16 protein-coding genes are annotated in these 18813 nt (G+C 37.3%); 4 read left to right on the plus strand and 12 right to left on the minus strand.

Annotation, left to right across the window (positions count from 1 at the left end; all coding sequences use genetic code 11):
* Positions 1-309 precede the first annotated feature (309 nt).
* The 3 genes from ABKA15_RS06450 (at position 310) to ABKA15_RS06460 (ending at position 4944) form a co-directional block, all read left to right on the plus strand.
* Entirely contained in the window at positions 310-1329 is a 1020-nt protein-coding gene (locus ABKA15_RS06450) for an IS30 family transposase (protein ID WP_192208547.1), read from the plus strand.
* An 89-nt stretch (positions 1330-1418) separates the two neighbouring features.
* On the plus strand, positions 1419-3572 hold the full coding sequence (locus ABKA15_RS06455; RefSeq protein ID WP_152907043.1) for a peptide cleavage/export ABC transporter: 2154 nt from the start codon (positions 1419-1421) through the stop codon (positions 3570-3572).
* A gap of 10 nt (positions 3573-3582) precedes the next feature.
* A complete protein-coding gene (locus ABKA15_RS06460; RefSeq protein WP_350015324.1) occupies positions 3583-4944 on the plus strand; it encodes a bacteriocin secretion accessory protein in 1362 nt (453 codons plus the stop codon).
* 272 nt (positions 4945-5216) lie between these two features.
* Here the strand turns inward: ABKA15_RS06460 and ABKA15_RS06465 are convergent, their stop codons facing one another.
* From ABKA15_RS06465 to rplK, 12 genes are all read right to left on the minus strand, one after another.
* Positions 5217-5822 carry a superoxide dismutase gene (locus ABKA15_RS06465; protein ID WP_022525198.1) on the minus strand — a complete coding sequence of 202 codons (606 nt, stop codon included), beginning with the start codon at positions 5820-5822 and terminating at the stop codon, positions 5217-5219.
* Positions 5823-5892: 70 nt separating this feature from the next.
* Complete coding sequence (holA, locus tag ABKA15_RS06470) at positions 5893-6930, minus strand: DNA polymerase III subunit delta (protein WP_186832724.1); 1038 nt, start codon at positions 6928-6930, stop codon at positions 5893-5895.
* A gap of 53 nt (positions 6931-6983) precedes the next feature.
* Complete coding sequence (locus tag ABKA15_RS06475; protein WP_186832725.1) at positions 6984-10028, minus strand: type I restriction endonuclease subunit R; 3045 nt, start codon at positions 10026-10028, stop codon at positions 6984-6986.
* Positions 10029-10083: 55 nt separating this feature from the next.
* On the minus strand, positions 10084-11346 hold the full coding sequence (locus tag ABKA15_RS06480) for a restriction endonuclease subunit S (protein WP_350015395.1): 1263 nt from the start codon (positions 11344-11346) through the stop codon (positions 10084-10086).
* Complete coding sequence (locus ABKA15_RS06485) at positions 11315-11887, minus strand: restriction endonuclease subunit S (protein ID WP_350015325.1); 573 nt, start codon at positions 11885-11887, stop codon at positions 11315-11317. Before ABKA15_RS06485 ends, ABKA15_RS06480 begins: the two co-directional genes overlap by 32 nt.
* A complete protein-coding gene (locus tag ABKA15_RS06490; RefSeq protein WP_350015326.1) occupies positions 11887-12891 on the minus strand; it encodes a virulence RhuM family protein in 1005 nt (334 codons plus the stop codon). Before ABKA15_RS06490 ends, ABKA15_RS06485 begins: the two co-directional genes overlap by 1 nt.
* The gene (locus ABKA15_RS06495) at positions 12881-14458 is read right to left on the minus strand and encodes a type I restriction-modification system subunit M (RefSeq protein ID WP_350015327.1); all 1578 of its coding nucleotides are present in this window, start codon (positions 14456-14458) and stop codon (positions 12881-12883) included. The genes ABKA15_RS06490 and ABKA15_RS06495 overlap by 11 nt, the downstream gene beginning before the upstream one ends.
* Before the next feature lie 80 nt (positions 14459-14538).
* The gene (cvfB, locus tag ABKA15_RS06500; protein WP_049514598.1) at positions 14539-15393 is read right to left on the minus strand and encodes an RNA-binding virulence regulatory protein CvfB; all 855 of its coding nucleotides are present in this window, start codon (positions 15391-15393) and stop codon (positions 14539-14541) included.
* Positions 15394-15505: 112 nt separating this feature from the next.
* Positions 15506-16063: a ribosome recycling factor gene (frr, locus tag ABKA15_RS06505; RefSeq protein WP_003069936.1), complete on the minus strand. Its 558-nt coding sequence runs from the start codon at positions 16061-16063 to the stop codon at positions 15506-15508.
* A 3-nt stretch (positions 16064-16066) separates the two neighbouring features.
* The gene (gene pyrH / locus ABKA15_RS06510; protein ID WP_049514600.1) at positions 16067-16807 is read right to left on the minus strand and encodes a UMP kinase; all 741 of its coding nucleotides are present in this window, start codon (positions 16805-16807) and stop codon (positions 16067-16069) included.
* A gap of 283 nt (positions 16808-17090) precedes the next feature.
* Positions 17091-17780, minus strand: coding sequence for a 50S ribosomal protein L1 (gene rplA, locus ABKA15_RS06515; protein ID WP_003032116.1), 690 nt, complete (start codon positions 17778-17780; stop codon positions 17091-17093).
* A 90-nt stretch (positions 17781-17870) separates the two neighbouring features.
* Entirely contained in the window at positions 17871-18296 is a 426-nt protein-coding gene (rplK, locus tag ABKA15_RS06520) for a 50S ribosomal protein L11 (RefSeq protein WP_003025466.1), read from the minus strand.
* A gap of 162 nt (positions 18297-18458) precedes the next feature.
* Between rplK and ABKA15_RS06525 the strand changes: the two genes are divergently transcribed.
* A complete protein-coding gene (locus ABKA15_RS06525; protein WP_049514601.1) occupies positions 18459-18812 on the plus strand; it encodes a DUF3397 family protein in 354 nt (117 codons plus the stop codon).
* The last annotated feature ends 1 nt before the right edge of the window (position 18813 follow it).

An 18813-nucleotide genomic window follows, 5' to 3' on the forward strand; every position in this document is an offset into this window, starting at 1 on the left:
GAAGAATGAAAAAATGACAAGATATGATAAACAGAATCATTAACTATTTTCAACTTCCTTTATTGTATATATACAGTATAAAGTAACAATTCTAGTTAATTTAAAATAAGCCTGAATGGTAGCTTTGACATCTTGAATGGTATTTTTAATCATTTAAGACATCAGAACGGCCATTTAAGATTCGAGTGTTGTTTTTCTTTTATTTTTTGAGAAAATAACAGTAGCCCTGTTGTAAAATGAAGTGCAACACAGAAGACATGTTCATCTGATATACTAGAGTTGCGAAAAACAGTATAAAGGAAGATGAACATGTCCACAAATTATTCTACCACAAATCAATCCTACAAGCACTTATCTGAAGCTGAGCGAGGAGAAATTGAAGCTTATTTAAGCGTAGGACTCAAACCTGCTGAAATTGCTCGTAGACTGGGGAGAAATCGCTCTACTATTACTCGTGAAATTAATCGTGGTTCCATAACACAATTGAAAAAAGTCAATGGGCAGAAGGTCTACTACCAACACTATTATGCAGATGCTGCCCATAACCGTTATCGGGATGCTAGAGAAACCAGCTATTATCTAAAACTGGATCGTGTATCGAACGATTTTCTGACAAAATTTATAGAAGCGATGAGAGAGAAACCAAGGGTGCATAGCGTGGATACCTTTGTTCATACCTATAGACTCCAACATGTAGATGCAGTTGTTCCTTCAACCAAGACGCTCTATAACTATATCCATCAAGGTTTGTTAGAGATTAAGGTTATTGATTTACCAAGAGCAGTGCGGATTCGTAAGAAATTTAACAAGCGTCCCTCTACCAAGAAACATCTAGGAAAGTCAATTGAAGAAAGGCCAGAGGAGATTAATAATCGTTCCCGTTTTGGAGATTGGGAAATCGATTCTGTTCTGGGTGGAAAGACAATAGGAGAACCTTCTATTTTAACATTGGTAGAACGACAAACACGCTATGCTGTCACAAAGAAACTCGTGGAAAAGAAAGCAGAGTATGTCAATCAAGCAGTCTTAGAGTGTATGAAACTTTATCCCATTAAGTCCATAACTGCAGATAATGGAAACGAATTTTCATCATTGAGTAAGATAGAGGGATTAGATGTTTATTTTGCACATGCCTATTCATCTTATGAACGAGGCACAAATGAGAATTTCAATGGATTATTAAGAGAGTTCATTCCCAAAGGATCCTCACTAAAAAAACTAAATCCGACACTTTTAGAGGACTATACAAAGGCTATCAATGAAAGACCTAGACGAATCCATGGCTATCAGTCCTCAAAAAAGCTGTTTGAGCTAACTCAAACAGCTTGAAAGATACTCACTTAATCAGAGGAACAACTTTGTTGCACTTGACTTGACAATTGAGAGAAAATAACAGTATAAGACGAAAGGAAAATATTATAGTGAATTTTAAAAAATCGTTTGTGCCGCAAATAGATGCTAGAGATTGTGGTATTGCTGCTCTGGCTTCCATTGCTAGATACTATGGTTCAAATTATTCTTTAGCACACTTGAGAGAGCTCGCAAAGACAGACAAAGAAGGGACAACTGCACTTGGAATTGTCAAAGCAGCAAAAGAAATGGGCTTTGAAACCCGACCAATCCAAGCAGATATGACATTGTTTGATACAGAAGAGCTTCCCTATCCTTTCATCGTACATATCAATAAAAACGGCAACCTTCAGCACTATTATGTCGTTTATAAAAACGAGAAAAAGCATTTGCTTATCGGTGATCCTGATCCAACTGTCAAAATAACTAAAATTAGCAAAGAACAATTTGCAAAAGATTGGACTGGTGTTGCTATCTTTCTCGCACCGAAACCTAGCTATAAACCTTATAAGGATAAGAAGGACGGGCTTGTTAGCCTTTTACCACTCATCTTTAAACAGCGTTCTTTGATTTTTTATATTGTCTTAGCTAGTTTGATCGTGACCCTCATCAACATTGTGGGCTCCTATTATCTGCAAGGTGTTTTGGACGAATACATCCCAAATCGGATGAAATCAACTCTTGGGATTATTTCAATTGGGCTTATCATTGCCTACATCTTACAGCAAATGATGAGTTTTTCAAGAGACTACCTGCTAACAGTGCTCAGTCAACGATTAACAATTGATGTGATTTTGTCTTATATTCGGCATATTTTTGAATTACCAATGTCCTTTTTTGCGACGAGACGCACTGGGGAGATTATTTCTCGTTTTACAGATGCCAACTCCATTATTGATGCTCTAGCTTCAACTATCCTGTCTCTCTTTCTTGATTTGTCCATTGTGATGATTGTCGGCAGTGTTCTTTTACTGCAAAACGCCAATCTCTTTTTACTCACCTTGCTTGCAATTCCTATCTACGCTCTCATTATTTTTGCTTTTATGAAGCCTTTTGAAAAAATGAACAACGATGTTATGCAAAGCAATGCTATGATAAATTCTGCCATTATCGAAGATATCAATGGAATTGAAACCATTAAATCCTTAACCAGCGAAGAAAGTCGTTACCAGAAGATTGATAGCGAGTTTGTTGATTATCTGGATAAGACTTTCAAGTTAAGTAAATATTCTATTATGCAGACAGCACTCAAACAAGGAGCACAATTTATTTTGAATGTGATCATTCTCTGGTTTGGAGCTTCTTTAGTCATGTCTCAAAAAATTTCGATTGGGCAATTGATTACTTTCAATGCACTCCTTTCGTATTTCACAAGTCCACTTGAAAGTATCATCAATCTTCAAACCAAACTGCAATCAGCCAAAGTTGCCAATCATCGACTGAATGAAGTTTATCTGGTAGAATCTGAATTCAAAACCAAGCAAGTCCTTACGGAAAAAAGATTCTTAGCTGGAGACATTACTTTCCATAACGTTTCCTATAAATACGGCTTTGGACGAGATACTTTATCAGATATTAGTTTGACTATCAAGAAGGGAGATAAAATTAGTCTTGTCGGCATCAGTGGTTCGGGCAAAACAACACTTGCTAAGATGATTGTTCATTTTTATGAGCCTTATCAAGGGCAAATCCGCCTCAATGGAAATGACCTCAAGACAATTGACAGGAAAGTTCTTCGTCAATACATCAATTATCTACCTCAGCAAGCTTACATCTTTAGCGGATCCATTCTAGAAAACCTCACATTAGGAGCCAATCAAGCAGTTTCTCAATCAGACATTCTTCGTGCTTGTGAAATTGCAGAAATCCGCTCAGACATTGAACAAATGCCTCTGGGATACCAGACAGAATTGTCTGACGGAGCTGGATTATCTGGTGGACAAAAGCAACGAATTGCACTTGCACGCGCTCTGCTGACGAAATCTCCCATTCTCATTTTAGATGAAGCAACGAGTGGATTAGATGTTTTAACAGAGAAAAAAGTCATTGATAATCTCATGAAATTACCCGACAAAACCATTATTTTTGTTGCTCATCGTCTCAGCATCTCAAAGCGTACAAATCAGATTATTGTCCTCGACCAAGGAAAAGTGATTGAAACTGGTTCTCATACTGAATTGATAGGAAGAAAAGGTTTTTATTATCATCTATTTAATAAATAAGGAGTAAATTATGAATCCCAATCTGTTTAAAAGTGCAGAATTTTATCATCGAAGATACCACAACTTTGCGACTGTTCTCATTCTGCCTTTGGCAATCTTCGTTCTATTTCTTGTCCTCTTTTCCTTTGTCGGGCAAAAAGAAGTGACTGTCAAATCCATTGGCGAAATCACACCAACGAAAGTCATTGCCATGATTCAGTCAACCAGTGACAATACGGTTCTGACCAATCATTTAGCTGAAAATAAGACCGTCACCAAAGGAGAGTTGTTGGTTCAATATACAAAAAATATGGAAGCTTCCCAACAAACAGCCATTGAAACGCAACTTGCCACTTACCAGCGCCAAAAAGCAGAATTAGAAACATTAAAGAACAGTTTACAGCAGGGAACAAATCTTTTTACAGACAAAGATGAGTTTGGCTATGCCAACACATTTAACAATTTTATCAAACAATCAGAAGATTTAACTATCGGCATTTCAAAAAATAATTCCGAAGTTAGTAAACAAGCTTCTTTAACCAACCATACGATTGCTGCTATTGATGATCAAATGAACGAATTAACAAAACAAATGAATGATTATCATGAACTGTATCATGCCATTTCTAGCAACGCTTCAAATTTGCCCCAAAATAATCCTCATCAAGCAACCTTTAACCTATATAAAAATGAATATCAAGTCAAACCTGATCCGTCAACTACAAATCAATACCTATCTCAGATTAATACGAATATATCCAACCTCAAATCTTCCCTAGCCAATCTAAACATTCAAAAAGCTGGTACTGGAACTGCAACAACCTATGATAATAGCCTTTCGACTAAAATTGAGGTACTTCGCACACAATTTATCCAAATAGCAGACCAACAGTTAACAAGCCTTTCGACCAAAATTACCGATTTGCAAAATCAATTGAACCAAGCAAATGCTCAACTTCAAAATAATCAACTGACTGCTCCCGAAACAGGGATTCTTCATATCAGCAGTGCGCTCAAAGAGAAGTCTTTACTCCCCAAAGGAACGGAAATTGCTCAGATCTATCCAGATATCACGAAAACAAAAGAAGTTCTTATCACCTATTACGTGCCTTCAGCCTATATGACCAATTTAAAAAAGGGACAAACTTCCCGACTTATCTTAGAAAAAATTGGAAATCAGACAATCACTATTATCGGTAAAATTAATAGCATTGACACTTCTGCTACTGAAACAAAACAGGGAAACCTGTTTAAAATCACTGCAAAAGCTTCCGTACCTAAAAAAGATAGCCAAATCTTGAAGTACGGTTTGCAAGGACAAGTAACGAGTGTCATTGCGAAAAAATCATTCTTTCATTACTACAAAGATAAACTGTTAAACAACGTTGAATGATTGTTTAGGGATTTGCTCATCAGAAGATTGTCTCATATGATAAGGTATTTACAAGGAGGAAAAAATTATTATTGTCGGAGAAAATATTGATTATGAGCTATTATTTAAAAATCATTATCTCGTTTTTGGCGTGATTGACAGAACAAACGATCATTCTCTGAATTTCCTCAAACAACAAATCTGGTTTTATTTGGAAGAAATTTATAGGTAATTTTACTATAACAGAAAAAACGAACCTTATCAGATTCGTTTTTTCTATCTCATTGCACATCTTATTTTGCTGCTACGTACAATTCATTGACCTTGTTCCAGTTGATGACTGAAAAGAAGGCTTTGATGTAATCTGGACGAACATTGCGGTATTTCACATAGTAGGCATGTTCCCAAACATCAATTCCTAAAATTGGTGTTTTTCCTTCAGAGATTGGTGTATCTTGGTTAGCAGTTGAAGTCACTTCTAATTTGCCGTCTGGGTTGACCACGAGCCAAGCCCAACCTGAACCAAAGCGACTTGTCGCAGCTGTTGTAAATGCTGCTTTGAAATCCTCAAATGAACCAAATGTTGCTTCAAGGTCTGCTGCTAATGCTGCTGATGGCTCTGTCTTTTCTGGTGTCATCAATTCCCAGAAAAGCGCGTGGTTGAGATGACCACCACCGTTATTGATAACAGCTTGACGAATATCCGCTGGAATCGTTTCTACATCTGACAAAAGTTGCTCCAAATCCTCACCAATTTCAGGGTGTTTTGCCAGAGCCGCATTTACATTATTGACATAAGTATTGTGGTGTTTGTCATGATGCAAGTGCATCGTTTCTTCATCAATATATGGTTCCAAAGCATCGTAAGCATAAGGTAGATCAGGTAAAATAATTGCCATTGGTTTGTTCTCCTTTTTCATTTTATATGAAAATGATAACGTAGACCAACAAAATTTTCAACTTATTTGCTTATAAGTTGTGGGTAGCAATCTTTAATAAAGCCAAGTCAAAGAGGTAACCTTTCTCATAAACTCCAGACTTGATTTGGTAATCTGTTTCAATCAAGCAAGCAAGTGCTTTTTTCAGAAAATCAAGCTGTAAAGAATGCGCATCACGCAAAGCATATTTGATTTGAAAAGGATTCACCTTTCGTCCTAAATAACTGGACAAATCCGCTATAATCTGACTTTCGTTACGTCCATTTTCAAAGAGAATTTTCACTTGTGTGAATATGCGAAACTGTCCCAGCATAATCGCAATCAGCTTGATTTCATCTTCACCTTGCAAAGTCAAATCTCGTACCAAGCTTCTCGCTGCGTCCACCTTTTGATGCAAAATCATCTGGGTAAGATCAAAAATATTATCCTGTAAAGTTTTTGGAATTGCTTCAGCAATGTCATCGCTTGTAATGATGCCATCTTTTTTATAGTTCTTTAAAAAAGCTAGGTTTTTGCTGATTTCACTAAAATCAAAGCCGGATTTGACAAATAACTCCTCGAAAACTTGTGAACTAAATTCTAATCCTTGTTCCTGAGCCAGCTTACTAAAGTAGGTTCGTAATTCTTGTTCTTTAGGCTCAGTTGCTTCAAACACTTTGCCATCCCGTTTGAGCAGCTTTACAATTCGTCGTTTGCTGTCCAACTTCCCTTCTGCAAAAATGACTAATTTTGTCGTATCTGCAGGATTTTCCAAATATTGCTCAAAAGATTTTAATTCCTCATCTGTCAAATAGTGCTTTTTAGCTGTTGTCACATCCAAAAAATGATCCAAAATGACGATCTTCTCTTCAGAAAAGAAGGGCAAACTCACTAAATCGATCTCCACATCTGGATAAACAGCTTCTTTCATATCAAAATAAGCCATATTTAAATCTGCCGCATTATATCGAATTTGGCGTAAAAATTGTGATTTCATTGCTTCAAATTGACCTGTATCATCACCAGTCAAAATCGTCAAACTAGATAGATTTGTCAGATTTACAGCTTTGCACTCTTCAATCGCTAACACAATGACCTCCTTTTATAAATTTACTTTTCTCTTTTCACATGTTGTTTATTCTATTAAATACCTTTATAAATCTCAACTAAGTGCTGAACTTTAACAAGAATTTGGTGTTTTTTCAACTCTCGAGCTCCCTTACGACGAGAGGTTGGTGGAATGATTTCATCCAAATCTGTTCCACTATTTTCCGCATATCCACGTTGAATCGCCCGATCAATGAATAATTGATAGCCATCTACTAGCCTTTCAGACTCAGCCAACTCATGGATAGCTCTTGCCTTACACTCCTTACCATAAGCATAAAAAGCATTGATAATCTCATCATGATCTTTCAGATTCGCTAAATCAGTATCATTGATAAATCCAATAACCAACTCTTCTTTGGCACGAATATCAATACTAGAACGAATCACACGACTAACTTCTGCTTTCATTGCCTCTTTGGACTCAGAATTCTTAGATTTTTCAACAATCAATGCCAGAATATAATCTAGATTAATCTCATCTGTTTTTAAGAGTTCAATTTCAAATTCAACATCTGAAAGGTCAACATCTAGATCTTTGGTCTTTTCATAGTTTTTAAGGTTTAAGAATTCATCTCGAATTTCCACATAAGCACTCTTCAAATCTTGAAGATAACCTTCTGAAATTGGTTTTTCAATCTCTTGGAATTCATCATAATTTCTGAGAACATTATCAAGCTTCAGCAACTCACCAAAGAGCTTAACAAACTCTTTTTTCTCATGCTCTGTTTCAATTTCTTGTGGATTCGGGAATCTTTCCAGAATTTCCTGACAAACCGCAGTATATCCTTTGACCTCAATACCCGTTACTTGATCCACGAAACCATCCATGTATTCACTAAAGCTTTTTTCTAAGATGATGTCAAGCTTATTAGTATCACCAAATGTTTTTATGGCTTCTTGCGTAGCCTTTTCTAAATCACGGAAACAAACAATATTTCCAAAAGGTTTAACCTTATTAAAAATTCGATTGGTTCTCGAGAATGCCTGAATCAAACCATGATAACGTAGGTTTTTATCGACAAAGAGAGTATTCATAGTCGGAGCATCAAATCCCGTCAAGAACATACCTACTACAATCAGTAAATCCACTTCCTTGGACTTAACTCGTTTAGAAAGGTCACGATAGTAATTTTGAAACTCTTTCCCATCGGTTGAGAAGTTGGTCTTGAACATGTGATTATAGTTGTCAATTGCTCTAGAAAGGAACTCTTTAGAAGATAAAGGCATAGCTGTATCTTGAGGTTCTAGCTCTTCGTCTTGAATTTCCCCATAAGCAGACTGTTCTTCGTTTGGCGCAAAGCTAAAGATAGTTGCGACCTTCAAACGCTTAGGCTCTGGTATTTCTGCTTGTTGTCGCTGGAGTTCTTCATAGTATAATTTTGCTGCTTCAATACTTTGTACAGCTAGCATGGCATTAAATCCAAACAGCTGTTTTTGCTTATGAGTATAGTGTTGATTTCGATGCGTCTTATCATTATAAACTCTCAACAGATACTCAGTGATGGTTGCTATCCGTTCTGGATGCAAAAGGAGCTCCTTCTCCATCTTTTTGAGTTTCTTCTCATCAATCTCTTGACCAACCGCCTTTTCTGCTTCTCTATACTTGTTGATTTCAGGCTTGATGTAGTTGTAATCAACCTTAAACTTCAATACTTTTTTATCTCGAATAGCATCCGTGATAACGTAATTATGAAGTTGTTCGCCAAAAACCTCTTGCGTTGTTTCTCCCGTTAAACTATTTTCTGGGAAAATCGGTGTCCCTGTAAAACCAAATAGAGCATACTGCCTAAAGGCCTTTTTGATGCGCTTCTGCGCCTTCCCAAACTGAGATCGGTGACATTCGTCAAAGATTAAGACACATTTTTTGTTATAGATTTGATGATTTGGATTTGCAGTGATGAATTTATTTAACTTTTGAATAGTTGTGACAACGATTCGGTCATCATTTTCTTCGATACTGCGTTGTAGTTCTTTTGTGTTATTGCTACCATTGACTGAATTTGGTTGAAATTTTTGATATTCCTTCATGGTTTGATAGTCAAGGTCTTTTCTATCAACGACAAATATCACTTTGTCAATATAGTCCAACTCTGTCGCCAAACGAGCAGTCTTAAAGCTAGTCAAAGTTTTCCCCGACCCTGTCGTATGCCAGATATAGCCACATGCATTAATTGTCCCAAAATTCTTCATTTCATTGGAAGAATGAATCTTGCGTATGATACTCTCAGTAGCTGCTATTTGATAAGGACGCATGATGAGCAAGGTATTATCAGCGTCAAAAACACAATACTTGGTCAATACTTCCAAGAGAACTCGTTTACTTAGGAAGGTAACAGTAAAGTCCTCGAGGTCATGAATGGTTTTATTCTTGCGGTCTGCCCATTCACAGGTAAACTCATAGTGATTTTTATTTTGAGCTGTTGTATTTGCAAAGTAGCGTGTATAAGTCCCATTAGAAATGACAAAAATCTGAATGTATTTGTATAAAGAATTTTCGCTATTAAAGCTTTCCTTGCTATAACGGTGAACCTGATTAAAGGCTTCTTGCAGACTAACCCCTCGTCTCTTCAATTCAATCTGAACTAAGGGAAGACCATTCACTAAAATAGTAACATCATAACGGTTAGTATGGCTACCCACTTGGGTCACTTGGTTGATGACCTGCATGCTGTTGTTATGAATGTTTTTCTTATCAAGGATGAAAATATTTTTAATCCGTCCATCATCAAAGACAAAGTCATAGATATGATTTTCTTGGATTTTGCGTGTTTTTTCAACTAGCCCTTCATTGGGACAGTCCAAATACTCAACTACAAAGCGATTCCACTCAGCCTCCGTAAAGGTTACCTTATTGAGTTTTTCTATTTGCACCTTGGCATTTGCTAAGAGTTCTTCAGGTGTATGAATATTTAAGCATTCATAGTTGAGATGATGTACCAAATCAGAAATCAACTGATTTTCTAGATCAGCTTCTGACTGATATTCTCTATCTGTGCGATACTCTGGTTGATACTCAGCCAAGAGAATCCCTTCATTTGTTTCCGCAATTACTTCATGTACTTTTGAATAATCAACCATAGTATGCTTCCTTTTTTGTTTTAATTGAGATTCTATCTCAAAATGATTAAAGAATTTATCTAGTAAAGTTTAATAATTGTTCTCTCCGGTATTCATACTGTTTCTGTCTTAGTTCGATTTCTTTTGGAAGTCCCTCAGAAAGAGAGTTGGTTAAAGTGTTGAAATTGTCAAGAATAGAGACGATTCTTTTTTGTTCGGAAAGGGGTGGTAAGATGATTTTCATTTTTGCAAGATTTTTAGGATAAAGTTCAATTACTTTTGTACCAAGTACTCTTTTTTCCTTTTGAATTTGGAAAAATCTAGTTCTAAAAAGATAGGCTAAAAATTTAGTATTTTGCTCAGTTCTGATTATACATGAATGCCCACCTATACAAACTTCCTCTTTCCCTAACCAAACCAAAGATTTACCAACATCCTCAACATTTTCAGACGTCGTCGCAACAATCAAATCACCAGTTTTAGCTTTTTGAAGTTTTCTTGCTAACTCTGAATTTATAAATGATTTTGTTCTCTCAGTCTCAATTCCATAATATGTATATATCTGTCCGTAATGAATGCACGGAACACCGACATCCTGAAAATCTTTCTTCTGAAGTCCATTTCCTCTTACAAAGTCACAAATAGCTCCCAACTCCACTCGAATTGGGCCAAATACCCACTGTAAAAGCTTGATAATAGCGGAGTTGTCCCACTCCTCTACTCTACTCTCAGTGTACTCGCCTTCGGCGACGAATGTCAAGAGTTTTTCTCTAAAAAATTCGTACTGTTTTTGGCGTAGATCAATCTCCTTGGGAAGTCCTATATTTAGGTCATTACAAACCATATCGAAATTGTCTAGAACTTGAACAATGCGTGATTGAATTTCGAGGGAGGGGACTGGGATTTTGAATTTTTCAGTATCATTACTAGAAATTTGTGGCATCTGCATATTATTAGCGATGTTTTGAAAATGTTCTTTATTATGAACTAAGTAATGATAGATATATCTTAAGTTGATATTTTCATTGTCTGAACTGTATGACCAAAATTCATTTTTAAAACTAAATGGTTCTGTACAGTATTCAAAATCAATAATTCCACGAGATTTTACAACAATTGCCTCTTCTGTATGAATATCTTTATCGGGAATATCTCTATAGTTCACATCAGCGTAAGTCTTTCCTCCTGCAAAGATACGGATTGGCGCACCTTCTTTGTGAAGTAATTTCATCTGACTAGCTGTAATTTTAGTTCCTTTCCCTTTTTTAAGAAACTCATTTAACGTCTTCCACTCCACCTGATATACTTTATTGTTCGCCCCCCCCCGAACCATCTTCATCAAAGTTCAAGAGATAATCTCTAAAATAAGAATATTGCTTTTGGCGTAAGGTCAATTCTGAGGTCAATTCTGTAACATACCCAGTCATTTTGTCAAGTATTTGCACGATTTTTTCTTGAATTTCTAGAGGAGGGATAGGGATTTTTATCCTTAAAATTTTTTCTTTTGAAATTGAATAAGGGACTGCTGTTCTATTTGATATTTCATATAAATAATTCTGTTTATTCTTTAAAAAATAATACAAGAATCTATTCAAGATGGATTTTCGGGGATAAACTGAGAAACATACATCATTTGCCCAGAACTTTTCCGACTGCCAATCAACATAACCAGCTGTTCCATATTGAGCAATAGTTATCGTATTTGCTTCCCTGTTGTACTTATTAGTGTATCCCATAAAACTAGTGCCCCCACTAACGACAGGAAATCCTTTTTCTATAAGCTCTTTTTTAGTTATTCTCACACCTCTGACGATTTCACACACTTCCCCCAACTCTTTCCACTCAACAGGACAGTTTTGGATTTCTTCTAGGATATTCATCACTTACCTCCTTCCTTGGCTAGATTTTCAATGCTTTTAATTTCCTTGAGATAGTCTTTTTCAACTTGACTGAGGGTCTTGGCTTGGTAGCTCTTATATTCCCTATCTACCTTATGTTTCATCTGTTCACGAGAGATAGAGCCACTGTTATCTAGCAAATCTTCGCCAGTAGCCTGAAGGATACGGTCTACGTGTGTCACCCAGTCAGCCATGGTCATGACTTCTTCTCGCTCTGCCTGTCTTTCAGCAAAGTCTAGATATCCTGATACAAGCTGATTAAGCCCACGGAGTTCCTTCCCTGTCAGATAGTTCTTGGCAACTTTTGCTTCAGATAGAGTAGGGAGGTCTCCCTTAAAGGTAGTCAAGCCCATAAACTCCTTTTCACTATCGACACGATGATAGATAAGTTCACTCGCAGTGTTATGGTGAATGGCATAGTGCATCTTGTTTTGCACTGTCGCAAAAAATTTCTTTGCCTCTGGTGAATTTGCATTGTAGTCACTTGATGTCGCGAAAAGATCCAAAACCTGACGGTAAAAGACTTTTTCACTGGAGCGAATGTCTCGGATTCTTTCAAGGAGTTCTTTAAAGTAAGAGCCTCCACCCAAGTTTTTCAAGCGCTCATCATCCATAGCAAAGCCCTTGATCAGATACTCTTTCAAGACTGTCGAAGCATAATGTCTGAACTGAATGCCACGAGGGGAACGCACTCGATAGCCAATCGCCAAAATCATATCGAGATTATAAAAGGCGACTTTTTTCGACTGAGTTTTCCCAGCTATCGCACCGTGACGAGTGGTTGTCAACTGATAGTTGACAACCACTGTTTCATCCAATTCACCATCTTCAAAAATCGCCTTGATATGTTTACTAATATTTTGCTTGGAAGTTTGAAAGAGCTCAGCTAGTTCTTGTTGGGTCAGCCAGACTGTTCCATTATCCAAGTGAAGCTCAATAGCGGACTCACCGTCATCAGTTCTATAGAGAATCACATCATTTGCCATGGCTAAGTTCCTCTACAATCTTATCTATCTCCGCACGCAAGTGGTCAATCTTGGCAACAGTCTCTGCGATTTCTTTATTGAGCACATCAATATCAATCTTCTCACGTGTATCTTCTTGTTCGACATAGGTTGAGACAGATAAGTTGTAATCTTGCTCTGAGCCAATCACCTCATTATCAATAAGAGCAGATTTATAGTCCACATTTTGATAATTAGTAAATAATTCAACGATATGCTCGATATTGCTATCGGTCAAGACATTGTTGTTAGTCTCTTTTTTGAATTCCTTACTTGCATCAATAAAGAGTGTCTTGCTTTCCAGTTTATTCTTCGCCAGAACTAAAATAGTGGTTGCGATAGAGGTTCCAAAGAAGAGATTATCTGGAAGAGCAATGACTGCTTCAACAAAGTTGTTATCTACCAGATACTGACGAATGGTCTTTTCAGCACCTCCACGATAGAAAATGCCTGGGAAACAAACAATAGCTGCTCGACCTTTATTAGACAAGTGGTTAAGACTATGCATGATAAAGGCAAAGTCAGCTTTTGACTTAGGAGCTAGTTTCCCTGCTGGCGCAAAACGGTCATCATTGATAAGGGTCGGATCTCCGTCTCCCACCCATTTGACAGAATAGGGTGGGTTCGACACGATAGCATCAAAAGGCTTTTCTTCCAGATGCTGAGGGTTTAAAAGCGTGTCTCCTCTCTTTATATTGAAACTATTATAGTTAATATTATGCAAGAACATATTCATGCGAGCTAAGTTATAGTTGGTCATATTGATTTCTTGACCAAAGAACCCATCCTCTAGAATATGGTCTTCGTATTGTTTTTTCATTTGAAGAAGGAGTGACCCTGAACCACATGTCGGGTCATAAACCTTGTTAATCTTATCCTTGCCAACCATCACTAATCTAGCTAGCAGTTTAGAAACGGTCTGAGGTGTGAAGAATTCACCTCCACTTTTCCCTGCATTACTGGCATAGTTAGAAATCAAATATTCATAAGCATCACCAAAGGCATCAATGTCATTGTCCTCAAAGTTACCAAAATTGATACTGTTGATTCCATTTAGAATATCAGATAAGCGTTTATTTTTTTCTGGAACAGTTCCACCAAGGATATTGCTTCGTGTATCCAAGCTATCAAACAAGCCCTTGATATCATCTTCCGATTTGAATCCAATCGCTGACTTCTCAATGGATTGGAAAATATTGGCCAATTCTTCGTTTAAATTTTCATTTTGTGAGGCGTTCTTGACCACATTTTCAAATAGTTGACTAGGAAGGATAAAGAATCCCTTAGCCTCAACTGTATCTGGTTTAAAATCTTGCTCAGCTTCTTGGTCACTCAATTCAGCATAACGAAATTCTAAATCACCTGCTTCATGCTCAGCACGGTCAAAATAGTCTGCCATATGCTCTGAAATAAATCGATAGAAAAGGATACCTAGGATATATTGCTTAAAATCCCAACCATCTACAGCTCCACGAACATCGTCCGCAATCGCCCAAATTTTACGGTGTAATTCTGCTCTCTGACTAGCTTCTGTATTATGTATTGACATATTCATTCCTTCATCTTCTTACTACTCTCTATTGTACAAAAAACAAATGCTTGTTTCAATTGACAACAAGCATTTTCTTTTTAAATCAACTCTGTCCCTGTCCCATTCTGCTTGATTTTGCCAGCTTTCATCAGACCGCCTAAAACTTTTTTAAACTGTCCTTTGGAAATGCCAAAGGTAGTCTTTATATCCTCTGGGGACGACTTATCATTCAAAGTCATAAAGCCTCCTTGACTTTCTAGGTATGTCAGAATCATTTGAGCATCATTTCCCAACATTTCAAAAGAGCGAGGTTTGAGTGAAAGATTAAGGGTACGATCAACTTCCCGAAAGCCAATCACCCGCACATCTAGTACTTGACCGAGACGTGGTTCGGTATAACGTTCGCTGGGGTGGATAAAGCCCAGCATATTGTTCTCCGGCAGATAAACAAAGGTGCCAGAGAGTTTGAGTCGATAAACAATGGCTGGCCAATTTTGATTTTGCATATTATTGTAAGCAGGACGAGCTAAGCGTTGGAAATCCTCTTGATAGGCCAAAAGTCCCCAGATTCGATCTTTTTTATCGACATCTAGGCGAATATAAAGCTGATCTCCTTTTTTGGGCCAAAGTTCTTTTATTTCTGGCAAAATGTCCAGCGACACTACGATTTGCTTATCCGGAAGTCCTGTGTCGACAAAGACCCCCAGATCTTTGCGAACTTCTGTTACCATCCCCCAACCAAAAGTCGTCTGAGTTGCTGTGACTTCGAGAGTCGTCAGGCGAAGTCTCTGTTTCATATCACTATAGACAAAACCTTTGACCGTTTCTCCTAGCTGATACTTACCTTCTTCTTTAGCTAAAGCATAAGTCTGACCATCCTTTTGAACAAAGTAAAAACGATCGTTTTCATCAGTTACTAGACCTGTTATAAATGTTGCAAGATTTGTATTCATTTTTCTCTTTCTATCATTTAAAGGAGCATTGCTTCAGCTCCCTTTCAAAAGAAACTCAGCTAGCCAAACTAACTGAGTTTTAGTTTTTCATTTTCAATCATGGAAAGAAACATCACACTTCAAGCAATTCTTTTTCCTTAGTAGAAGTCATTTCATCGATGTGTTTAACAGCGTCATCTGTCACTTTTTGAATGTCTTTTTCAAGACCTTTCAGTTCATCTTCAGTAATTTCTTTTGCTTTTTCTTGCTTTTTCGCTTCATCCATAGCATCACGGCGGATATTCCGGATAGCAATCTTAGCATTCTCTCCAACTTTTTTTACTTCTTTAGCCAAATCACGACGAGTCTCTTCCGTCAAAGCAGGAATGACGAGGCGGATAACAGAACCATCACTAGCAGGTGTAATACCCAGATCAGAAGCATTCAAAGCACGTTCAATATCTTTGATAGATGATTTATCAAAAGGTGTTACCAATAACACGCGCGCTTCTGGAATTGTGATAGAAGCAATTTGATTGAGTGGAGTTTCCACTCCATAGTATTCTACTGTAATGCGATCTAAAAGACTAGCATTCGCACGCCCAGCACGAATACTGCCAAATTCACGCGCTAAACTTTGATGTGATTGGGTCATTCTTTCTTTCGCTTTTTCTACAATTGCATTTGCCATAAATTATTCCTCTTCTTTTTCTACATTATTTGAAACAGTTGTTCCGATTTGTTCTCCGAAAACAACCCGTTTAATATTACCAGATTCGTTCATATTGAACACAACAAGATCAATATCATTGTCCATTGAAAGAGTAGAAGCTGTTGAATCCATAATCCGCAATCCTTTGTTAATCACATCACGGTGAGTCAATTCATCAAATTTCACAGCTGTCTTATCTTTATTTGGATCTGCATTATAGACCCCATCAACACCGTTTTTCGCCATAAGAATCGCATCAGCTTCAATCTCGGCCGCACGAAGGGCAGCTGTTGTATCCGTTGAGAAATAAGGTGAGCCAACACCGGCACCAAAAATGACGATACGTCCTTTTTCCAAGTGTCGCAGAGCGCGTCCACGAATATAAGGTTCTGCCACTTGCTGCATTGCAATCGCAGTTTGTACACGAGTATCCACACCTACTTGTTGCAATGAATCAGCCATCACCAAAGCATTCATAACGGTCCCAAGCATTCCAGTATAGTCAGCCTGCACACGATCCATTCCTGCTTCTGCCGCAGGCTCTCCACGCCAAAGATTCCCACCACCGATAACAAGGGCGATTTCAATACCTAAATCATGTACTTCCTTGATTTCCTCTGCCATTTTTTGAACGGTTGAAATGTTAATTCCTATCCCTTTCTCACCGGCAAGAGCTTCACCTGATAACTTGATTAAAATACGTTTATATTTCGGGACTACCATTTTTATTCTCCTTATTTTATCTGTACTATTTTACCATAATTTATAATTTTTATATAGTCCTATTTTTCAAAATATCAAAATTAACAAAAGAAATTTAGTTTTTTGACTGACTCCTACTTCAATAATGTATGTAGCATATCCTTTTTTCTCTTAATAGATTAATTGATTTATTTCAAAAACGTTGTTGCTTTTATCTGTTATTTTTATCAGTCTGATAAACTCCATTTAAATATGAGTTATTCATAAAAAAACCCTATCCATCGATAGAGTTTTTATTCTTAAATTAAAGTGTGTTAACATCAACCTTAATACCCACACCTTGAGTAGTGGTGATAGTAAGATTTGTCATGTAAGTTCCTTTTACTGTAGCCGGTTTAGCTTTTGCAATCACATCGTGGAATGCTTTGAAGTTTTCAACCAACTTATCAGCGTCAAATGAAACTTTACCAATGATAGCCTGTACATTACCTGCACGGTCTGCACGGTAAGTAATTTTACCACCTTTAGACTCTTCAACTGCTTTTGCAACATCCATTGTTACAGTACCAGTTTTAGGGTTTGGCATCAAGTTACGTGGTCCAAGGATACGTCCAAGACGTCCAACAAGTGCCATCATATCAGGTGTAGCAATTACGACATCAAAGTCAAGCCAGCCACCGTTGATTTTTGCAACGAGGTCATCTTCACCAACGAAGTCTGCACCAGCAGCTTTTGCTTCTTCTGCTTTTGCACCACGTGCGAAAACAAGCACACGTTGAGTTTTACCAGTTCCGTTTGGAAGAACCATTGCACCACGGATTTGTTGATCCGCTTTTTTCACATCAATGTTCAAGTTATAAGCAACTTCTACAGTTGCGTCAAATTTTGCAAAGTTTGTTTCTTTTGCAAGTGCTACAGCTTCTTCTACACTGTATGCTTTTGTGCTGTCGATTTTTTCAAGAGCAGCACGAAGTTGTTTGCTTTTTTTAGCCATTTTCTATTCTCCTTGTAAGTGGTTCAATCGATTTTCATCTCCCACGTCCTTCTCGAAATGATGAAGTCTTGCGGGTTTGGGTGTTATTGATTAGTCAACAACAGTGAATCCCATAGAACGAGCAGTACCTTCGATCATACGCATTGCAGACTCAAGGTTTGCAGCGTTCAAATCTGGCATCTTAGTTTCAGCAATTTCTTGTACTTGTGCACGAGTAACTGTTGCAACTTTTGTTTTGTTTGGTGTACCTGATCCCTTTTCAACACCTGCAGCCTTTTTCAAAAGAACAGCAGCTGGTGGTGTCTTTGTTACGAAAGTAAATGATTTGTCTTCATATACTGAGATAACAACTGGGATAATCATACCAGCTTGATCAGCTGTACGAGCGTTGAACTCTTTCGTGAATCCCATGATGTTGATACCGGCTTGACCAAGCGCAGGACCAACTGGTGGAGCTGGAGTAGCTTTACCAGCAGGGATTTGCAATTTTACAAGTTTTTCGACTTTTTTAGCCATCTTTAAATCCTCCTTTGTGGTTTTGGCGGTAATATAAGATTTTTACCTCCCACAAGTATGCTTCTTACATACCTTTCTATTATACACTAAAACGACTAAATTGCAAGAAAAAATACTAAAAAAATTCTCTATTTTTCTCTATTTTTGTGGTAAAATATGTGTATGACATTATTAAAAATCGCATCTATTTTATTTATCTTTTTAACTATTATTTTAACCATTATTATCACTAAATTATTTCGCCTGAAACAGTTTGGCTTGAATTTTGCGGATCTGGCTTTTCCACTTTTTGTGTTGGAATTCTATATCATCTCTGATAGAGCTTTCTACCACAGTCTCTTGCCAGAATTGGCGTTAGCTCTCTCTGCTTTAGCAATTACCATTACTGTCTACTTTCTTCGAGTTAAACGCAGTTTTTACTATCCTAAGTTCTTTAAATTTTTCTGGCGAGCTGGTTTTATTTTGACCTTCTTCCTCTACCTCGCCATGGTGATTAGCTTATTTTTAGCAAAATAAA

This window comes from Streptococcus sp. KHUD_010 (assembly GCF_040207525.1).
In the GTDB taxonomy this organism is placed as follows: domain Bacteria; phylum Bacillota; class Bacilli; order Lactobacillales; family Streptococcaceae; genus Streptococcus; species Streptococcus hominis.

Coding starts and splice junctions, on each gene's coding strand:
- ABKA15_RS06450 (WP_192208547.1), top strand. CDS start 310: ATGTCCACAAATTATTCTACCACAAATCAATCCTACAAGCACTTATCT.
- ABKA15_RS06460 (WP_350015324.1), top strand. CDS start 3,583: ATGAATCCCAATCTGTTTAAAAGTGCAGAATTTTATCATCGAAGATAC.
- ABKA15_RS06465 (WP_022525198.1), bottom strand. CDS start 5,822: ATGGCAATTATTTTACCTGATCTACCTTATGCTTACGATGCTTTGGAA.
- ABKA15_RS06475 (WP_186832725.1), bottom strand. CDS start 10,028: ATGGTTGATTATTCAAAAGTACATGAAGTAATTGCGGAAACAAATGAA.
- ABKA15_RS06480 (WP_350015395.1), bottom strand. CDS start 11,346: ATGAAGATGGTTCGGGGGGGGGCGAACAATAAAGTATATCAGGTGGAG.
- ABKA15_RS06485 (WP_350015325.1), bottom strand. CDS start 11,887: ATGAATATCCTAGAAGAAATCCAAAACTGTCCTGTTGAGTGGAAAGAG.
- ABKA15_RS06490 (WP_350015326.1), bottom strand. CDS start 12,891: ATGGCAAATGATGTGATTCTCTATAGAACTGATGACGGTGAGTCCGCT.
- ABKA15_RS06495 (WP_350015327.1), bottom strand. CDS start 14,458: ATGTCAATACATAATACAGAAGCTAGTCAGAGAGCAGAATTACACCGT.
- cvfB (WP_049514598.1), bottom strand. CDS start 15,393: ATGAATACAAATCTTGCAACATTTATAACAGGTCTAGTAACTGATGAA.
- frr (WP_003069936.1), bottom strand. CDS start 16,063: ATGGCAAATGCAATTGTAGAAAAAGCGAAAGAAAGAATGACCCAATCA.
- pyrH (WP_049514600.1), bottom strand. CDS start 16,807: ATGGTAGTCCCGAAATATAAACGTATTTTAATCAAGTTATCAGGTGAA.
- rplA (WP_003032116.1), bottom strand. CDS start 17,780: ATGGCTAAAAAAAGCAAACAACTTCGTGCTGCTCTTGAAAAAATCGAC.
- rplK (WP_003025466.1), bottom strand. CDS start 18,296: ATGGCTAAAAAAGTCGAAAAACTTGTAAAATTGCAAATCCCTGCTGGT.
- ABKA15_RS06525 (WP_049514601.1), top strand. CDS start 18,459: ATGACATTATTAAAAATCGCATCTATTTTATTTATCTTTTTAACTATT.